This window comes from Klebsiella sp. CN_Kp104 (assembly GCF_040064515.1).
GTDB lineage: Bacteria > Pseudomonadota > Gammaproteobacteria > Enterobacterales > Enterobacteriaceae > Klebsiella > Klebsiella aerogenes.
Genome location: NZ_JBEAII010000045.1, coordinates 1 through 15,928, shown reverse-complemented (window position 1 = coordinate 15,928; position 15,928 = coordinate 1). Strand labels below are relative to the sequence as shown.

Sequence of the window (15,928 nt, the reverse complement as noted above, 5' to 3'; positions counted from 1 at the left end):
TCAGCGCTGCCCCGGCTGACAGCCCGGAGCGCATGACGCGGCCGGGCTTTTTATTGGACAGCTGAAGTGAACACATTAGAACAAACAATTGGCAACACGCCGCTGGTGAAATTACAACGTCTGGGGCCGGACAACGGCAGCGAAATTTGGCTCAAGCTTGAGGGCAACAACCCGGCAGGCTCGGTAAAAGATCGCGCCGCGCTGTCGATGATTGTCGAAGCGGAAAAGCGCGGCGAAATTAAACCCGGCGATGTATTGATCGAGGCGACCAGCGGTAATACCGGTATCGCGCTGGCGATGATTGCGGCGTTAAAAGGCTATCAGATGAAACTGCTGATGCCGGACAACATGAGCCAGGAGCGGCGCGCCGCAATGCGCGCCTACGGCGCTGAACTCATCCTGGTCACCAAAGAGCAGGGGATGGAGGGCGCTCGCGATCTGGCCGCCGCGATGGCAGAGCGTGGCGAGGGTAAGCTATTGGATCAGTTTAACAATCCGGATAACCCATACGCCCATTACACCACCACCGGCCCGGAGATCTGGCGCCAGACGGACGGGCGTATCACCCACTTTGTTTCCAGCATGGGCACCACCGGTACCATTACCGGCGTATCGCGTTTTCTGCGCGAACAGGCGAAGCCGGTAAGCATCATTGGGCTACAGCCGGAAGAGGGCAGCAGCATTCCGGGGATCCGCCGCTGGCCGCAGGAATATATGCCGGGCATTTTTAATGCCTCGTTGGTGGATGAGGTGCTGGATATCCACCAGCAGGATGCGGAAAACACGATGCGCCAGTTGGCCGTACAGGAAGGGGTCTTCTGTGGCGTCAGTTCCGGCGGCGCGGTTGCCGGGGCGCTGCGTATTGCTCGCGCCAATCCGGGCGCGGTGGTGGTGGCGATCATCTGCGATCGCGGCGATCGCTATCTGTCAACCGGCGTGTTCGGCGAAGAACACTTCAGCCAGGGGGCGGGTATCTAAACGCGCTATCACGGCCCCCATGCCAGGCTTGGGGGTCGGTTAACTAAAGTGCGTGTTTCGCTACCAGCTTATCCAGAAACGCCCATAGTTTTTGATTCATCTCGCGATAATCCCATTGTCTCATTTCATCTTCGCTGCGAATAAAGCGCCTGCCTTTTGCGGCGGCAAGTTCATGTTGCGAGTGGGTAATTAATAACTCAATGACCTCCGCGTCAAACTCCATATGGCACTGAAAACCGTAGACCCGATCGCTATATTTGACGATTTGCCGCGGGCACCCTTCGCTGGAAGCCAGGACTTCTGCCGCAGGCGTCAGGCCCGGCATATCGTTGTGCCAGTGACCGACTACCACCGATGAGCCGAAATGGGCGATGTTGTCATCCTGCAGTCCGGCGGTGGTCAGGATGATAGGATAGTGGCCAATCTCTTTTTCCGGGCTTTGCATCACCGGCGCCCCCAGCGCTTCGCCGATGAGCTGCGATCCGAGACAAATCCCGACCACGATACGCCCGGCGGCAATCGCCTGGGCAATCAGGTTTTTCTCGGCATGGGCATCAAACCATGGGCACTCGGCAAGCGTGGTGCGTGGTGATTGCGGGCCGCCAAGTACCACCAGCATATCGAAACCTTCGGCATTCGCCGGCAGCGGATCCCCTGCATAAACTCGCGACCAGCTGGCCTGATAGCCGCGCGCGTTAACCCAGCGCAGATAGGCGCCAGGCGCTTCAAAAACTTCATGAACGATAAAGTGGATCCGCATAAAACTCCCGTGTTTAACAAGGTAAGACCAGCGATAAATCGTGTGCAAGTTGTTCAATTTGCGCCTCGGTTAAGGCGCCCAGCGACAGGCGCAGGCCGTGCGCCGGTGTTTTCACGCCAAAGGCTTCACCTTCACGCACCAGCCAACCGGCCCGCGCCAGACGCAGCGCCAGCGGCTGGCTGGCGGCTGATAGCGGCAGCCAGAAGTTAAGACCATCGCCAGGCGGATAATCGCCAGCGCCGTGGCGGGCCAACGCGGCGGCGAGCTGCTGATTTTGCTGCTGATAATGGCGCTGGCTCGCAGTCAGAGAAGCGGCAAAAGCGCTATCATTCAGGCAGGCGAACGCCAGCTCTTGTAGTAAATGGCTGACCCACTGGCTACCGGCGTTCAGGCGCAGGCGCAGCGCCGCCGAGGTTGTCGGGTCGCTGGCGACTATCGCCAGCCGCAAATCCGGGCCCAGGGTTTTGGACATTGAGCGCACCAGCGCCCAACGCTGAATGCCGTCAGGTAGCGGATTGTGCCAGCATGTCGCTGAGAGCAGAGCGAAGTGATCGTCAACGATCGCCAGCGTCTGCGGATAGCGGGCGAGCACGGCGCGAATCGCTTGTGCGCGCTCCGGCGTCAAACTGCAGCCGGTCGGGTTGTGGGCGCGTGGAGTCAGTATTACCGCGCGGGCGCCGTTGCGCAGTGCTTCTTCAAGCCGCTCCGGGTCCATGCCTTCACCGTCGACGGCGACAGGGCTGGGCTGGAAACCGGCGTAACGCAGCATATTGATGCTGCTCAGAAAGCAGGGGTCTTCTACCGCGACGCTGTCGCCGGGTAGCAGCAGCGCGCAGAGCAGTCGTTCCAGAGCGTCAATCGCGCCGCTGGTCAAGTTGATGTCAAATTCCTGGCCGATATCACCGCTGACCCACTCCCGGGCCCAGTCAGCCAGCCGTGGCTCAACGGCGGCATCGCCATATAAGTGCGGGGTCTGCGCCAGCTGCGGAAGAAAACGGCCAATATCCGGCAGACATCGTGGATCCGGATTGCCGCCGGAAATATCAATCAGCGATGTCGTTGGATCGCCACCCTCGACCGCATTAAGCGTATTGCGCGCCTTAATGGCCGTGCCGTTACGCCCCTGACTGACGGCGAGCCCTGAAGTCACCAGCCGCTTGTAGGCCGCCGCCACCGTATTGCGGTTGACTGCCAGTTCGCCTGCCAGTTCGCGCACCGGCGGCAGCGCCTCGCCGGGTTGCAACGCGCCGCTCTGCACCAGATGACGGATGTTATCGAAAATCTCGCTTGCGGTTTTTCCGGTGAACATTATTGACCTATGACAAAATGAATTTTAGCATAGGACGAATGATAATCAGAGTATGACCCGCTGTCCAGCGGGGGGAGAAAGGATGAGTCAGCAAGACGAAATACAGTCCGTGCTCTTTAACGACCACAGCCGGGCGCTGGAGGTTGATATTGTGGCGGTGCAATCGCAGGTGGTATACGGCAGCGTCGGCAACAGTATCGCGGTACCGGCAATCAAGCAGCATGAATTACGGGTGATGGCGGTGCCGACGGTGTTATTCAGCAATACCCCACATTACGATACTTTCTACGGTGGAGTGATCCCGGAAGAGTGGTTTAGCGGCTATCTGCGGGCGCTGGAGGAGCGTGATGCGCTTCGCGAGCTGCGGGCGGTAACCACCGGCTATATGGGCAGCGCCGGGCAAATTGCGCTGCTGGCGCAGTGGCTGCAGCGGATCCGCGTGCACCATCCCGACCTCTGTATTCTGGTTGACCCGGTGATTGGCGACGTGGATAGCGGCATTTACGTAAAAGCGGAGATCCCCGAGGCTTATCGCCGCCATCTATTGCCGCTGGCGCGGGGTATCACACCAAATCTGTTCGAGCTCGAAACCCTCAGCGGCATGCCGTGCCACAACCAGCAGGAAGCGGTGGTCGCCGCGCGAAGTCTGCTTTCCGATACGCTAAAGTGGGTGGTGATTACCAGCGCGCCTGGACCGGATGCTTCGACTATTAACGTGCTGGTGGTCACCGACGACGCGGTCGAAGTGGTCGTCCATCCTCGCGTCGAAACCGACCTCAAAGGCACCGGCGACCTGTTCTGCGCCGAGCTCATCAGCAACCTGGTGCGCGACATGCCGTTGGGAGACGCTACGCGCGCCGCCGCTCAGCGCGTGCTGGCGGTAATGACCTGGACCGAGAGTCAGGGCTGCGATGAACTTATTTTACCGCCGTCTGGAGCGCAATAACGATGCATAGCTATCGGTTAGTGGTACGCAGGGAGGGAAGAACCGTCGGCCATTTCGAGACAACGGGAATGAACGCGCTGGAAGATGCCTGTAGGGCGAGGTCGTTGTTTGAAAGCGATCCTGGCTACCAGTGCGAGCTATGGGTTGCGGATAGCGAACGGCGGATTCTGGAAAGTAGCCCGCAGGGGATGAAAATCCTGGCGAGTGAAAAATGCTACCGCCCAGCATAAAAAAATGGCGCCTTCAGGCGCCATTTTCTCGGCAAGCAAGAATTACTTCTTGATGCGGATAACCGGAGTTTCACCAACGGTGACGCTACCGGACAGTTTGATCAGCTCTTTGATCTCATCCATGTTGGAGATAACAACCGGAGTCAGGGTAGACTTGGCTTTTTCTTCCAGCAGCGGCAGATCGAATTCGATAACCGGGTCGCCGACTTTCACGCGCTGACCTTCTTCAGCGATGCGCTTGAAGCCTTCGCCTTTCAGTTCAACGGTATCGATACCGAAGTGAACAAACAGCTCAATGCCGCTATCGGATTCAATAGAGAAAGCATGGTTGGTTTCAAAAATTTTACCGATGGTACCCTCTACCGGCGCAACCATTTTGTTGCCAGTAGGTTTGATGGCAATGCCATCACCCACAATTTTCTCCGCAAAAACCACATCCGGCACGTCTTCGATGTTGACGATCTCGCCAGAGAGCGGAGCAACAATCTCAATAGTTCCGGTGTCTTTTTTGTCATCAGAAACCAGAGATTTCAGTTTATCGAACAAACCCATGATCTTCTCCTAAGCAGTAATTTGGGCCGCGCATCTCGTGGATTAGCAGATTGTTTTTTCTTCAATGAACTTGTTAACCAGCGTCATTAACTCGTCCGTTGTCGGTTGAGCAAGAGCCTGCTCTGCTAATACTTTCGCATCTTCGAAGTTCGTGTTACGAATAATCTTCTTGATGCGCGGGATGGAAATGGCGCTCATAGAGAATTCGTCCAGCCCCATACCCAGCAACAGAAGTGTAGCACGTTCATCGCCCGCAAGCTCACCACACATACCAGTCCATTTGCCTTCTGCATGAGAAGCATCAATAACTTGCTTGATCAGAGTCAGCACAGACGGTGACATCGGCTGGTAAAGATGCGAGATCATATCATTACCACGGTCAACTGCCAGAGTATATTGCGTTAAATCATTGGTTCCGATACTAAAGAAATCAACTTCTTTGGCTAAATGACGAGCAATAGTCGCGGCTGCCGGGGTTTCCACCATCACGCCGATCTCAATTGATTCGTCAAAAGCTTTACCTTCGTCACGCAGTTCCTGTTTGTAGTTCTCAATCTCTTTCTTCAGTGCGCGCACTTCTTCAACAGAGATGATCATCGGGAACATGATGCGCAGCTTACCGAAAGCGGAGGCACGCAGGATAGCGCGAACCTGGTCGCGGAGGATCTCTTTACGATCCATCGCGATACGCACGGCACGCCAGCCGAGGAACGGGTTCTCTTCTTTCGGGAAGTTCATGTACGGCAGCTCTTTATCGCCGCCGATGTCCATGGTGCGAACGATAACGGCCTGTGAGCCGCACGCTTCAGCCACCGCTTTATAGGCTGCGAACTGTTCTTCTTCAGTCGGCAGAGAATCGCGGTCCATGAACAGGAATTCGGTACGGTACAGGCCCACGCCTTCCGCGCCGTTGCGCTCAGCGCCGTCTACGTCGCGAACGGTACCGATGTTAGCGCAAACTTCAACCTGATGACCGTCGAGGGTGATGGCCGGCAGATCTTTCAGTTTCGCCAGTTCCGCTTTTTCTTCAGCAACCTGCGCCTGCAGCGCACGCAGCTCTTCAATTTTTTCGTTGCTCGGGTTAACCAGAACCTGGTTGTTAACCGCATCGAGAATCAGATAGTCGCCGTTTTTCACCTGGGAGGTGACGCTTCCGGTACCGACAATTGCCGGCAGCTCAAGGGAGCGCGCCATGATAGAGGTGTGGGAAGTACGGCCGCCCGCGTCGGTGATGAAACCCAGCACCTTGTTCAGGTTCAGCTGTGCGGTTTCCGACGGGGTCAGATCGGCGGCAACGAGGATGACTTCTTCCGCGATAGCGCTCAGATCGATGATTGCCAGGCCCAGAATGTTGCGCAGCAGACGTTTACCGATATCGCGTACGTCAGCGGCACGCTCTTTCAGGTATTCGTCATCCAGCTCTTCCAGTGCAGTTGCCTGACCTTCGATAACTTCATTGGCTGCCGCATCGGCAGTCATGTGCTTATCTTTAATCAGGGCTATGATTTCCTGCTCAAGCTCCTCATCTTCCAGCAGCATAATATGCCCTTCGAAGATGGCTTCTTTTTCTTCACCGAAAGTTTCACCAGCTTTGGTTTTGATGACCTCCAGCTGGGCGGAGGCCTTGGTGCGGCCGTTCAGGAAACGTTCAACTTCCTGATCAACCTTATCGGCAGAAATTTTCTTCCGGTCGATGACAATTTCATCTTCTTTCAGCAGGAGAGCCTTGCCGAAAGCGATACCCGGGGATGCTAAAATGCCTGAAATCATAACCCTACCTTACTTGTGACTGATATTAAAAAGAACCCGTGAACTTACTCGAGTTCAGCCATCAGTTTAACCAGATGCTCAACTGCTTTTTGCTCATCTTCGCCTTCAGCGGAGATGGTCACAACGGTACCCTGAGTCAGGCCCAGAGTTTGCAGTTTGAACAGGCTTTTTGCGCTGGCGCTTTTGCCGTTGGAGGTTACAGTGATCTCAGAAGTGAAGCCTTTCGCTTCTTTAACAAACTGAGCAGCAGGGCGGGTGTGCAGACCGTTCGGAGCGGTAATGGTAACTTCTTGCTGGAACATTATATTTCCCCAACTTATAGGTTTAGTGTTGTGGACCTAAAGTCTAGCCTAACGACCAAACTTTAGCCTGTATTGTTAGCGCCGGCGTTACGTGTGTGGCTAAGGCGTCAGCAGCGGAACCGCTGAGAGGACCTTAAGTCCGTTGACGTCTAGCACTTCATTAAACATTATGCCGCGAAAGGAAGACTTGAACCAAATCATAAAATCGATTCAGCCTGCGGAAATCCAAATCTGAATAATTTCGCGCTTCAAAATAAATGTGCTGGTTAAATACCAGACCCTACGAGGTGAATCAATGCCAGGAGGGGTAAAACTTTGACGTATGCCACAAAAAAGCACCCGAAAAGGTGCTTTTTTACACGGTTTTTACAAACTGGCACTACTGTTGCAATTCTTTCTCGGTGAAGAGATCTGCGAACAGCGCCGTGCTTAAATAACGCTCACCGGAAGACGGTAGGATAACCACAATATTCTTATTGGTAAAGGCTTCATCTTCCTGCAGCTTTAACGCCGCGGCGACAGCAGCGCCGGAAGAGATACCGGCCAGAATACCTTCTTCTTCCATCAGGCGACGAGCGGTGGAGATGGCTTCTTCGTTGGTGATGGCGACCACTTTATCGACCAGTTTCAGGTCGAGGTTGCCCGGGATAAAGCCGGCGCCGATGCCCTGAATTTTGTGCGGGCCAGGTTTCAGCTCTTCACCAGCCAGCGCCTGGGCGATAACAGGCGAGTCGGTCGGCTCAACGGCGACGGTAATCAGATCTTTTTTACCTTTAGTGCCTTTAATATAACGAGAAACACCGGTCAGGGTACCGCCGGTACCGACGCCGGAGATAAAGACGTCAACCTGGCCATCGGTGTCTTCCCAGATTTCCGGGCCGGTGGTCTTTTCGTGAATTTCCGGGTTAGCCGGGTTACTGAACTGCTGCAGCAGCAGATATTTTTCCGGGTCGCTGGCGACAATCTCTTCCGCCTTCTGGATGGCGCCTTTCATGCCTTTCGCGCCTTCGGTCAGCACCAGATTAGCGCCCAGCGCTTTCAGCAGCTTGCGGCGTTCCACGCTCATGGTTTCCGGCATGGTCAGCGTCAGTTTGTAGCCGCGAGCGGCGGCGACGTAGGCGAGGGCGATACCGGTGTTGCCGCTGGTTGGTTCAACCAGTTCCACACCCGGTTTCAGTACGCCGCGCTTTTCAGCATCCCAAATCATATTGGCGCCGATACGGCATTTAACGCTAAAGCTCGGGTTACGAGATTCTACCTTGGCCAGGATTCGGCCATTACCGATGCGGTTCAGTCGTACCAGCGGCGTATGACCGATTGTCAGGGAGTTGTCTTCAAAAATCTTACTCATGGCCCGTCCTTAACTGTATGAAATTTGGGGGTACGGCTTCAGCATACCCGCTTAAACAATATCCGGAAGTAAGGATTTAGCATATCTATATGCTGAAGGGAAATAATGATGAGCAAGAAGGAATAAGACGGAAATAAGGGGCGGCGTGAACCGCCCCGAAAGAGAGAGCTAAGCGCACTATTTCCACATCGCGTGCTTATCGCGATAGCAATCCACCCACATCGCCGTCGCGCCGCAGATAGCGACTGGCAGAATAACCAGGTTGAGAACCGGGATCATGGTGAACAGGCTGGTCAGCGCGCCAAACTGCATGTTGATGACCTTCCGCGAACGCAGCGCCTCGCGCATGGTTTTAAACGGCACTTTATGGTTATCGAACGGATAGTCGCAATACTGAATGGCCAGCATCCAGGCGCTAAACAAGAACCACAGTACCGGCGCGACGGTTTGGCCAATGCCGGGGATAAAGTACAGCAGTAACAGAACGATGGCGCGCGGCAGGTACCAGGCAAACTTTTGCCATTCGCGTTTCATGATGCGCGGGACATCTTTCATGATGCCGAATATGCCAACGTCGGGCGGCGTCGCGCCGGTCAGTCGCGCTTCGAGCTGTTCCGCCAGCAGGCCGCTAAACGGCGCGGCAATCCAGTTGGCGATGGTCGAAAAGAAGTAACCAAATACCAACAAAATAGAGATAACCGCCACCGGCCACAGCAGGTAGTTTAACCACTGAAGCCATTCAGGCACATGGCTCATTAATGAAGGGATCCAGCTATCGAGGCGGGTAAACAGCCACCAGAACGCGCCGCCCATCAGAATCACGTTAACTAATAAAGGCAGGAACACGAAACGTCGGATCCCTGGCAGCCTGATGAGTTTCCAGCCTTGTGAAAAATAGTAGACGCCGCTACGTGGGGTAGTTGCGGATGATGAAACCATAGTCAGGCGATGCTCCTTTTTTAACATTCAGTGTGAATGCCCGCTTATTTTATCGGGTTGTCAGACAATAACCAGTTAGGAAATGTTCGAAAAAACAGCAAAAAGCACGATTTAGTTCATCTTTATGGGGTGAAAGGGGCAGACGCACTTGCACTTGATGTAATCGGCAAATACTCTTAGTGAGTAAATGTTTGCCGTGGTGGCAAGGTGTTAGAACAACAGAGAATATAATGATGCAGGATTTGCGTCTGATATTAATCATTGTTGGCGCGATCGCCATAATCGCTTTACTGGTACATGGTTTCTGGACCAGCCGTAAAGAGCGTTCCTCGATGTTCCGCGATCGCCCACTGAAACGTATGAAGTCTCGCGACGATGAAACATCGGAAGGCGATGACTTTGATGACGATGTTGAAGGCGTAGGTGAAGTTCGCGTTCACCGGGTTAATCACGCCCCGAACGGCGCATATGGGGAGCAAGAAGCACCTCGTCAGGCGCCGCAACACCAGTATCAGCCTCCTTATGAGCGTCAGGTGCAGCAGCCTGTGCGTCAGGACGAGCCGGTTCATCAGGCGCCGTCGCACGCGCCGCGCCCGCAGCAGCCTGTTGCTCCGCAGCCGCAGGCCCAGCCGCCGCATCATGTTGCCCCTGCTCAGCCGGTACATCCAGCGCAGCCGGTCCATCAGCCGCAGCCGGTACCGCCGCAATATCAGCAGCCGGTGCAGCCTGCGCCGCAGCAGCCTGTAGCTCAACAGTCGGCGCCAGTCCCACAACCTGTTGCTCAACAACCTGCGCCGGTTCAACAGCCTGCCGCGCCGCAGCCGCAACCGGCCCCTGAAGCGCCAGCCGCTGAACCTCTGCAGCCGGCCGCTGCGCCGCAGCCGAAAGAGCGCAAAGAGACGGTCATCGTGATGAACGTCGCCGCGCATCACGGTTCGCAGCTTAATGGCGAACTGCTGATCAACAGCATCCAGCAGGCCGGCTTTAAGTTTGGCGATATGAATATTTTCCATCGTCATTTAAGCCCGGACGGTAGCGGACAGGTATTGTTCAGCCTGGCGAACATGGTTAAACCTGGCACCTTCAATCCGGATGCGATGGTGGATATGACCACGCCAGGCGTGACTATCTTTATGCAGGTGCCGTCGTTTGGCGACGAGCTGCAAAACTTTAAACTGATGCTGCAATCGGCGCAGTACATCGCCGATGAAGTTGGCGGCGTGGTGCTTGACGACCAGCGTCGGATGATGACGCCGCAGAAACTGCGTGAGTACCAGGATCGTATTCGCGAAGTAAAAGAGGCTAACGCCTGATCTACGCGCTAGCGTGTCGTCTGCTTAATCTGAACCCCCGCCCGTCGGGGGTTTTTTATCATTGATGGTGCGATATGGAACCAATCGAACAAAAACTGACTGAACTGCGAACCACCCTTCGCCATCATGAATATCTGTATCATGTTATGGACACCCCGGAGATTCCCGATGCGGAATATGACCGGCTGATGCGCGAACTGCGCGAACTCGAAGCGCAACATCCTGAGCTGATTACCCCTGACTCGCCGACCCAACGCGTTGGCGCGGCGCCATTGGCCTCTTTCAGCCAGATTCGCCATGAAGTGCCCATGCTGTCGCTGGATAACGTCTTTGATGAAGAGAGTTTCCTCGCCTTTAACAAACGCGTGCAGGACCGTTTAAGCGATACGGCGGATCTGACCTGGTGCTGCGAGCTCAAGCTCGATGGCCTGGCGGTCAGTATCCTTTATGAAAACGGCGTGCTGATGCAGGCGGCGACCCGTGGCGATGGCACCACCGGCGAGGATATTACCTCCAACGTGCGAACCATTCGCGCTATTCCGCTGAAGCTACGCGGCGACAATATCCCGGCGCGGCTGGAAGTGCGCGGAGAAGTGTTCCTGCCGCAGGCCGGATTTGAAAAAATCAATGAAGAAGCGCGCCGCACCGGTGGCAAAGTATTTGCTAACCCGCGCAATGCCGCCGCGGGTTCGTTGCGCCAGCTGGATCCGCGTATTACCGCGAAGCGACCGCTTACCTTCTTCTGCTACGGCGTTGGCGTGCTGGAAGGCGGCGAACTACCGGCCAGCCACTCTGGGCGTTTGCAGCAGTTTAAGCAGTGGGGATTGCCGGTGAGCGACCGCGTGAAGCTGTGTCATTCTCCAGAGGAAGTGCTTACTTACTATCGCCAGGTTGAAGAAGACCGTCCGCATCTAGGTTTTGATATTGACGGCGTGGTGATTAAAGTCGATTCGCTGGCGCTGCAGGAACAGCTTGGTTTCGTCGCCCGCGCTCCTCGCTGGGCGGTGGCCTTTAAATTCCCGGCCCAGGAGCAGATGACTTTTGTCAACGATGTGGAATTCCAGGTGGGGCGTACCGGAGCGATTACGCCGGTAGCGCGCCTTGAACCGGTGCACGTGGCCGGGGTGCTGGTCAGTAACGCCACCCTGCATAACGCCGACGAAATCGAACGTTTAGGTCTGCGTATTGGCGACAAAGTGGTCATTCGCCGCGCGGGGGATGTGATCCCGCAGGTCGTCAACGTGGTGCTTTCCGAACGCCCGGAACATACGCGTGAAATCATCTTCCCTACACATTGTCCGGTATGTCATTCCGATGTTGAACGGGTGGAAGGGGAAGCGGTGGCGCGCTGTACCGGCGGACTTATCTGCGGCGCACAGCGTAAAGAAGCGCTGAAGCACTTTGTCTCCCGACGGGCGCTGGATGTCGACGGTATGGGCGATAAAATCATCGATCAGCTGGTTGAGAAAGAGTACGTCCATACGCCAGCCGATCTGTTCCGCCTCAGCGCCGGTAAGCTTACCGGGCTGGATCGCATGGGACCGAAATCGGCGCAAAATGTGGTCAACGCGCTGGAGAAAGCGAAAGAGACGACTTTCGCCCGCTTCCTGTATGCGTTAGGTATTCGCGAAGTCGGTGAGGCGACCGCCGCGGGACTGGCGGCGCATTTTGGCACTATTGAAGCGCTGGAACAGGCTTCAATTGAGGAGCTGCAGAAGGTGCCTGACGTCGGGATTGTCGTCGCCACACATACTTTTAACTTCTTCGCCGAAGAGAGCAACCGCGAGGTCATCGCGCAACTGCGCGCTGAAGGCGTTCGCTGGCCGGCGCCGGTGGTGGTGAAGGCGGAAGAAATTGACAGTCCGTTTGCTGGTAAAACCGTGGTATTAACCGGTAGCCTGAGCCAGCTGTCGCGCGATGATGCCAAAGCGCGGCTGGTCGCGCTGGGGGCGAAAGTCGCCGGCAGCGTGTCGAAGAAAACCGATCTGGTGATCGCCGGCGAAGCGGCGGGCTCTAAGCTTGCGAAGGCGCAGGAGTTAGGCATTGAGGTTATCGACGAAGCCGAAATGATGCGCCTGCTGGGAGAATAACGTGGATAAAGCACAGCTCATCGAGATTGCTAATACCGAGATGCCGTTTGGCAAATATAAGGGGCGCCGTTTGATCGACGTCCCGGAAGAGTATTTGCTGTGGTTTGCCCGTAAGGATCAATTCCCTGCCGGGCATCTCGGCGAGCTGATGGCGTTGACCTTATTAATCAAGACCGAGGGGCTGACGCAACTGGTGCAGCCCCTTAAACAACCGCGTTAACCTGCCGTAGCGCGGGATTTCTCCTGCGCCTGTTGGGCGTCTGTTTGCGCTTTATAGCGACGAGCCAGTACAGCGCAGACCATCAGTTGGATCTGATGGAAGATCATTAGCGGCAGCACCATTATCCCCAGAATCGATGCCGGGAACAGGATATTCGCCATCGGTATCCCGTTCGCCAGGCTCTTTTTCGAGCCGCAGAAGACGATGGTAATTTCATCCGGCTTGCTAAAGCCGCAGCGGCGGGCGACAAAAACGTTGATCGCGATGACAATAGCCAACAGCACCAGGCTGACAACGACGATAAACAACAGCGAGCCTACGCCCACTTTATGCCAGATTCCATTGACGACGGCTTCGCTGAAGGCGGAGTAGACCACCAGCAAGATCGAGGTCTGGTCGGTTTTGCCAATCCATTTTTTATGTTTCGCCACCCAGCTACCGATCCACGGGCGCGACAAGTGTCCAAGAACAAACGGCAGCAGCAGCTGCAGCATAATCTTACCGACCTGTTCCAGATCGCCGCCAGCGCCATGCAAATGCATTAGCAGCCCTACCAGCAATGGCGAAACAAAAATACCGAGCAGACTTGATGCTGAAGCGGAACAGACCGCCGCGGCGACGTTACCGCCGGCGAGCGAAGTAAAGGCAATTGCTGACTGTACGGTCGCCGGTAAGATACAAAGGTAAATAAAACCGCTATAGAGCATCGGGTCGACCTTAATCGGCGCCCACCACGCAAACAGAACCCCCAGAACCGGAAAAACAATAAAGGTGCTGCACATCACCCACAGGTGTAAACGCCAGTGGCTGCCACCGGCGATAATTGCTTCACGCGACAGCTTGGCGCCGTGCATAAAGAATAACAGCGCGATGGCGGCGGTGGTGAGATGCTCGACGAAAGGGACGAATTCGCCGCGCGCCGGAAAGAACGAGGCCAGCAGAACCACGGTAATCAATGTCAGTGTAAATGGATCAAGAATGCGGAAAAGTTTCATAAACGCTCCTGAAATTCGATGCCGCTATTGTGCTTTCTTTGTTTTGAGAAATAAAATTGATTTATTGCATCTATTCATGAATAAAACAGATGAATTACTCGTTACGTCAGTTAAAGGTCTTTGTCACCGTCGCCAGGGCGCGCAGTTTTAGCCGTGCCGGGGAAATTATTGGTCTTAGCCAGTCGGCAGTGAGCCATAGCGTTAAGGAGCTGGAGCATCAGACCGGCGTACGTTTGCTCGACAGAACGACGCGTGAAGTGGTGCTCACCGAAGCAGGCCATCAGTTGGCGGGCAAGCTTGAGCGTTTGCTTGATGAACTCCATGTGACCCTGCGTGAAGCGGGGCGGGTAGGGCAGCAGTTGACGGGGACCGTGCGCGTCGCCGCCAGCCAGACCATCTCGGCGCATCTGATCCCGCAATGCATCGCTCATAGCAATCGCCGCTATCCGGATATTGATTTCGTACTGCATGACAGGCCGCAGCAGTGGGTGCTGGAAAGTATCCGTCAGGGCGAGGTTGATTTTGGTATCGTTATCGATCCGGGGACGGCGGCAGACTTGCAGTGCGAGTCCGTGTTGGCGGAACCTTTTCTGTTGTTATGTCGTGAGGATCACCGTTTTTCCCGGCAGTTATCGGTCAACTGGCAGGAGTTGCAAGGGGAGAGGCTGGTATTGCAGGACTATGCTTCCGGCAGCCGGCCGCTGATTGATGCCGCGCTGGCGCGTTTTGCCATCAAAGCCGATATTGTGCAGGAAATTGGTCATCCGGCGACGCTGTTCCCGATGGTGGAATCGGGGATTGGTATTAGCGTACTGCCGGCGCTGGCTTTACCCTTGCCGCAGGGCAGCCGTTTGCAGGTAAAAAGATTAACCCCTGTTGTGGAGCGCCAATTGATGCTGGCGCAGCGTAAAAATCGCTCTCTGTCGACCGCGGCGCAGGCGCTATGGGAAATCGTGCGTGAAGAGGGGGCAAACCTGACATCAGCCAGGGTCGAGGACCCGCTTTATCAGCGCTAAAGCGAACGGTGCTACACAGAGTTATATGACATTTAAAAATTAAAAGCTTATATTGCTCTCAGGTTTTAAATATAGCAATGACATAATCACCGTATTTATTTGTTTCGGGGTGGATGTTAATTAAAAATAATTAGAGGGTATAATGCAATCGATAAAAATATTCACATTTTTGATGGGTTGTTTATTTTTATTGCCAATATGCGCTGCCGAGAATAAATATCAATCTTTGGGCTTATTGATAAATGCAGGGAATAATAACTACCTGTTCTATAGTAAGGGAGAGGTAAAGGAGTTATTGCTGAATAGGAAAGGTAAGCCGCTGATGGTGAAGAAACATGCGTGTGCTTCTGTTTCCTACTTTGGAAATGATAGTGAGATCAAGAGAATAAATAATATCGTATTTAATCAAGATGATAAATGTTATCAAAATGAAGAGATAAGTAAGCTTTACGTTTCGGAGTACGCTTATGGCGGCGCGCCAAAAGGCTTTAAAGAGATGGGGGGGAACAAAGTGTATCTTGCTTATAATTATACTCCAGATAAAGAAAACAGGTTTTTCTTCTACCTTAATGGGAGGATTAAATATTATGTATTTGGAAATTATGACAATCTCTATGTTAAGTCTGAAATGTGCAATGTCAATAAAAAATTAATAAAGTGCAAACGGTATAATCAGTCAGGCCCCGCAATTGGCCGACTTAACGAAGAGATAAACTACGTGGATGTCTATGGAAGCTATCAAGAAGAAGGAGAGCATATTTTATATGATCCTGATGGAAGCGTTACATTGATTGAAATTAAAAATAAAGATGACAAAAAATATAAAATCATATTCGACCGGTATCCGGAAAGAAGAAAACGCTTTACCTTTAGCTAAGGAATTGCTGCCGTAACGTGTACTGGCCGCTATACGGGCGGTCGTCGCAAGCGGCTCCGTTGTCTCACTGCGTTCGACCCGAACCTGCTGCAGGGAAACTCGTCTCATCCTGAGACTCGCCCTTTGGGCCAACGCTTTCGCGTTGTGCAAAATTGTTCCTGACAATTTTGTCGAATCTTAAAGTTCTACGCATAGCAAAAAGGCGCCTTTAGGGCGCCTTTTTACATTGGTGGGTCGTGCAGGATTCGAACCTGCGACCAATTGATTAAAAGTCAACTGC

At 54.2% G+C, this 15,928-nt stretch carries 16 protein-coding genes; 8 read left to right on the top strand and 8 right to left on the bottom strand.

Annotated elements, in window-relative coordinates; translation table 11 throughout:
• Positions 1-66 precede the first annotated feature (66 nt).
• Positions 67-978 (top strand): cysteine synthase CysM, encoded by a 912-nt coding sequence (gene cysM, locus ABLU80_RS22995; RefSeq protein WP_348850494.1) that lies wholly within the window; start codon positions 67-69, stop codon positions 976-978.
• A gap of 43 nt (positions 979-1,021) precedes the next feature.
• Here the strand turns inward: cysM and ABLU80_RS22990 are convergent, their stop codons facing one another.
• Both ABLU80_RS22990 and ptsJ read right to left on the bottom strand, forming a co-directional pair.
• Complete coding sequence (locus ABLU80_RS22990; protein WP_032715065.1) at positions 1,022-1,738, bottom strand: type 1 glutamine amidotransferase; 717 nt, start codon at positions 1,736-1,738, stop codon at positions 1,022-1,024.
• Between the two features lie 13 nt (positions 1,739-1,751).
• Positions 1,752-3,047: a transcriptional regulator PtsJ gene (gene ptsJ / locus ABLU80_RS22985; protein ID WP_032712127.1), complete on the bottom strand. Its 1,296-nt coding sequence runs from the start codon at positions 3,045-3,047 to the stop codon at positions 1,752-1,754.
• Between the two features lie 82 nt (positions 3,048-3,129).
• On the opposite strand from ptsJ, the gene pdxK reads away from it, so the two are divergent.
• Both pdxK and ABLU80_RS22975 read left to right on the top strand, forming a co-directional pair.
• On the top strand, positions 3,130-3,993 hold the full coding sequence (gene pdxK, locus ABLU80_RS22980; RefSeq protein ID WP_020078203.1) for a pyridoxine/pyridoxal/pyridoxamine kinase: 864 nt from the start codon (positions 3,130-3,132) through the stop codon (positions 3,991-3,993).
• A gap of 2 nt (positions 3,994-3,995) precedes the next feature.
• The gene (locus tag ABLU80_RS22975) at positions 3,996-4,223 is read left to right on the top strand and encodes a hypothetical protein (RefSeq protein WP_032712125.1); all 228 of its coding nucleotides are present in this window, start codon (positions 3,996-3,998) and stop codon (positions 4,221-4,223) included.
• A gap of 42 nt (positions 4,224-4,265) precedes the next feature.
• On the opposite strand, the gene crr is transcribed toward ABLU80_RS22975, so the two are convergent.
• The 5 genes from crr to cysZ form a co-directional block, all read right to left on the bottom strand.
• Positions 4,266-4,775: a PTS glucose transporter subunit IIA gene (gene crr, locus ABLU80_RS22970; protein ID WP_015365497.1), complete on the bottom strand. Its 510-nt coding sequence runs from the start codon at positions 4,773-4,775 to the stop codon at positions 4,266-4,268.
• 42 nt (positions 4,776-4,817) lie between these two features.
• Complete coding sequence (gene ptsI, locus ABLU80_RS22965; protein ID WP_047080741.1) at positions 4,818-6,545, bottom strand: phosphoenolpyruvate-protein phosphotransferase PtsI; 1,728 nt, start codon at positions 6,543-6,545, stop codon at positions 4,818-4,820.
• Between the two features lie 44 nt (positions 6,546-6,589).
• Positions 6,590-6,847 (bottom strand): phosphocarrier protein Hpr, encoded by a 258-nt coding sequence (gene ptsH, locus ABLU80_RS22960; RefSeq protein ID WP_000487600.1) that lies wholly within the window; start codon positions 6,845-6,847, stop codon positions 6,590-6,592.
• A 379-nt stretch (positions 6,848-7,226) separates the two neighbouring features.
• Positions 7,227-8,198 carry a cysteine synthase A gene (gene cysK / locus ABLU80_RS22955; protein ID WP_013878168.1) on the bottom strand — a complete coding sequence of 324 codons (972 nt, stop codon included), beginning with the start codon at positions 8,196-8,198 and terminating at the stop codon, positions 7,227-7,229.
• 177 nt (positions 8,199-8,375) lie between these two features.
• Entirely contained in the window at positions 8,376-9,137 is a 762-nt protein-coding gene (gene cysZ / locus ABLU80_RS22950) for a sulfate transporter CysZ (RefSeq protein WP_013878167.1), read from the bottom strand.
• Positions 9,138-9,367: 230 nt separating this feature from the next.
• On the opposite strand from cysZ, the gene zipA reads away from it, so the two are divergent.
• The 3 genes from zipA (at position 9,368) to ABLU80_RS22935 (ending at position 12,760) form a co-directional block, all read left to right on the top strand.
• Positions 9,368-10,450, top strand: a complete 1,083-nt coding sequence (gene zipA, locus ABLU80_RS22945) for a cell division protein ZipA (RefSeq protein ID WP_348850493.1) — start codon at positions 9,368-9,370, stop codon at positions 10,448-10,450.
• A gap of 74 nt (positions 10,451-10,524) precedes the next feature.
• A complete protein-coding gene (gene ligA / locus ABLU80_RS22940; protein WP_047056005.1) occupies positions 10,525-12,540 on the top strand; it encodes an NAD-dependent DNA ligase LigA in 2,016 nt (671 codons plus the stop codon).
• A 1-nt stretch (position 12,541) separates the two neighbouring features.
• Complete coding sequence (locus ABLU80_RS22935; protein ID WP_013878164.1) at positions 12,542-12,760, top strand: DUF3820 family protein; 219 nt, start codon at positions 12,542-12,544, stop codon at positions 12,758-12,760.
• Here ABLU80_RS22935 and ABLU80_RS22930 read toward each other — a convergent pair.
• Positions 12,757-13,755 (bottom strand): bile acid:sodium symporter family protein, encoded by a 999-nt coding sequence (locus ABLU80_RS22930; RefSeq protein ID WP_013878163.1) that lies wholly within the window; start codon positions 13,753-13,755, stop codon positions 12,757-12,759. The genes ABLU80_RS22935 and ABLU80_RS22930 overlap by 4 nt on opposite strands.
• Positions 13,756-13,844: 89 nt before the next feature.
• Here ABLU80_RS22930 and ABLU80_RS22925 point away from each other — a divergent pair, with 89 nt between their 5' ends.
• Positions 13,845-14,771 carry a LysR family transcriptional regulator gene (locus ABLU80_RS22925; protein WP_032712121.1) on the top strand — a complete coding sequence of 309 codons (927 nt, stop codon included), beginning with the start codon at positions 13,845-13,847 and terminating at the stop codon, positions 14,769-14,771.
• A 142-nt stretch (positions 14,772-14,913) separates the two neighbouring features.
• Entirely contained in the window at positions 14,914-15,648 is a 735-nt protein-coding gene (locus tag ABLU80_RS22920; RefSeq protein ID WP_213796142.1) for a hypothetical protein, read from the top strand.
• The last annotated feature ends 280 nt before the right edge of the window (positions 15,649-15,928 follow it).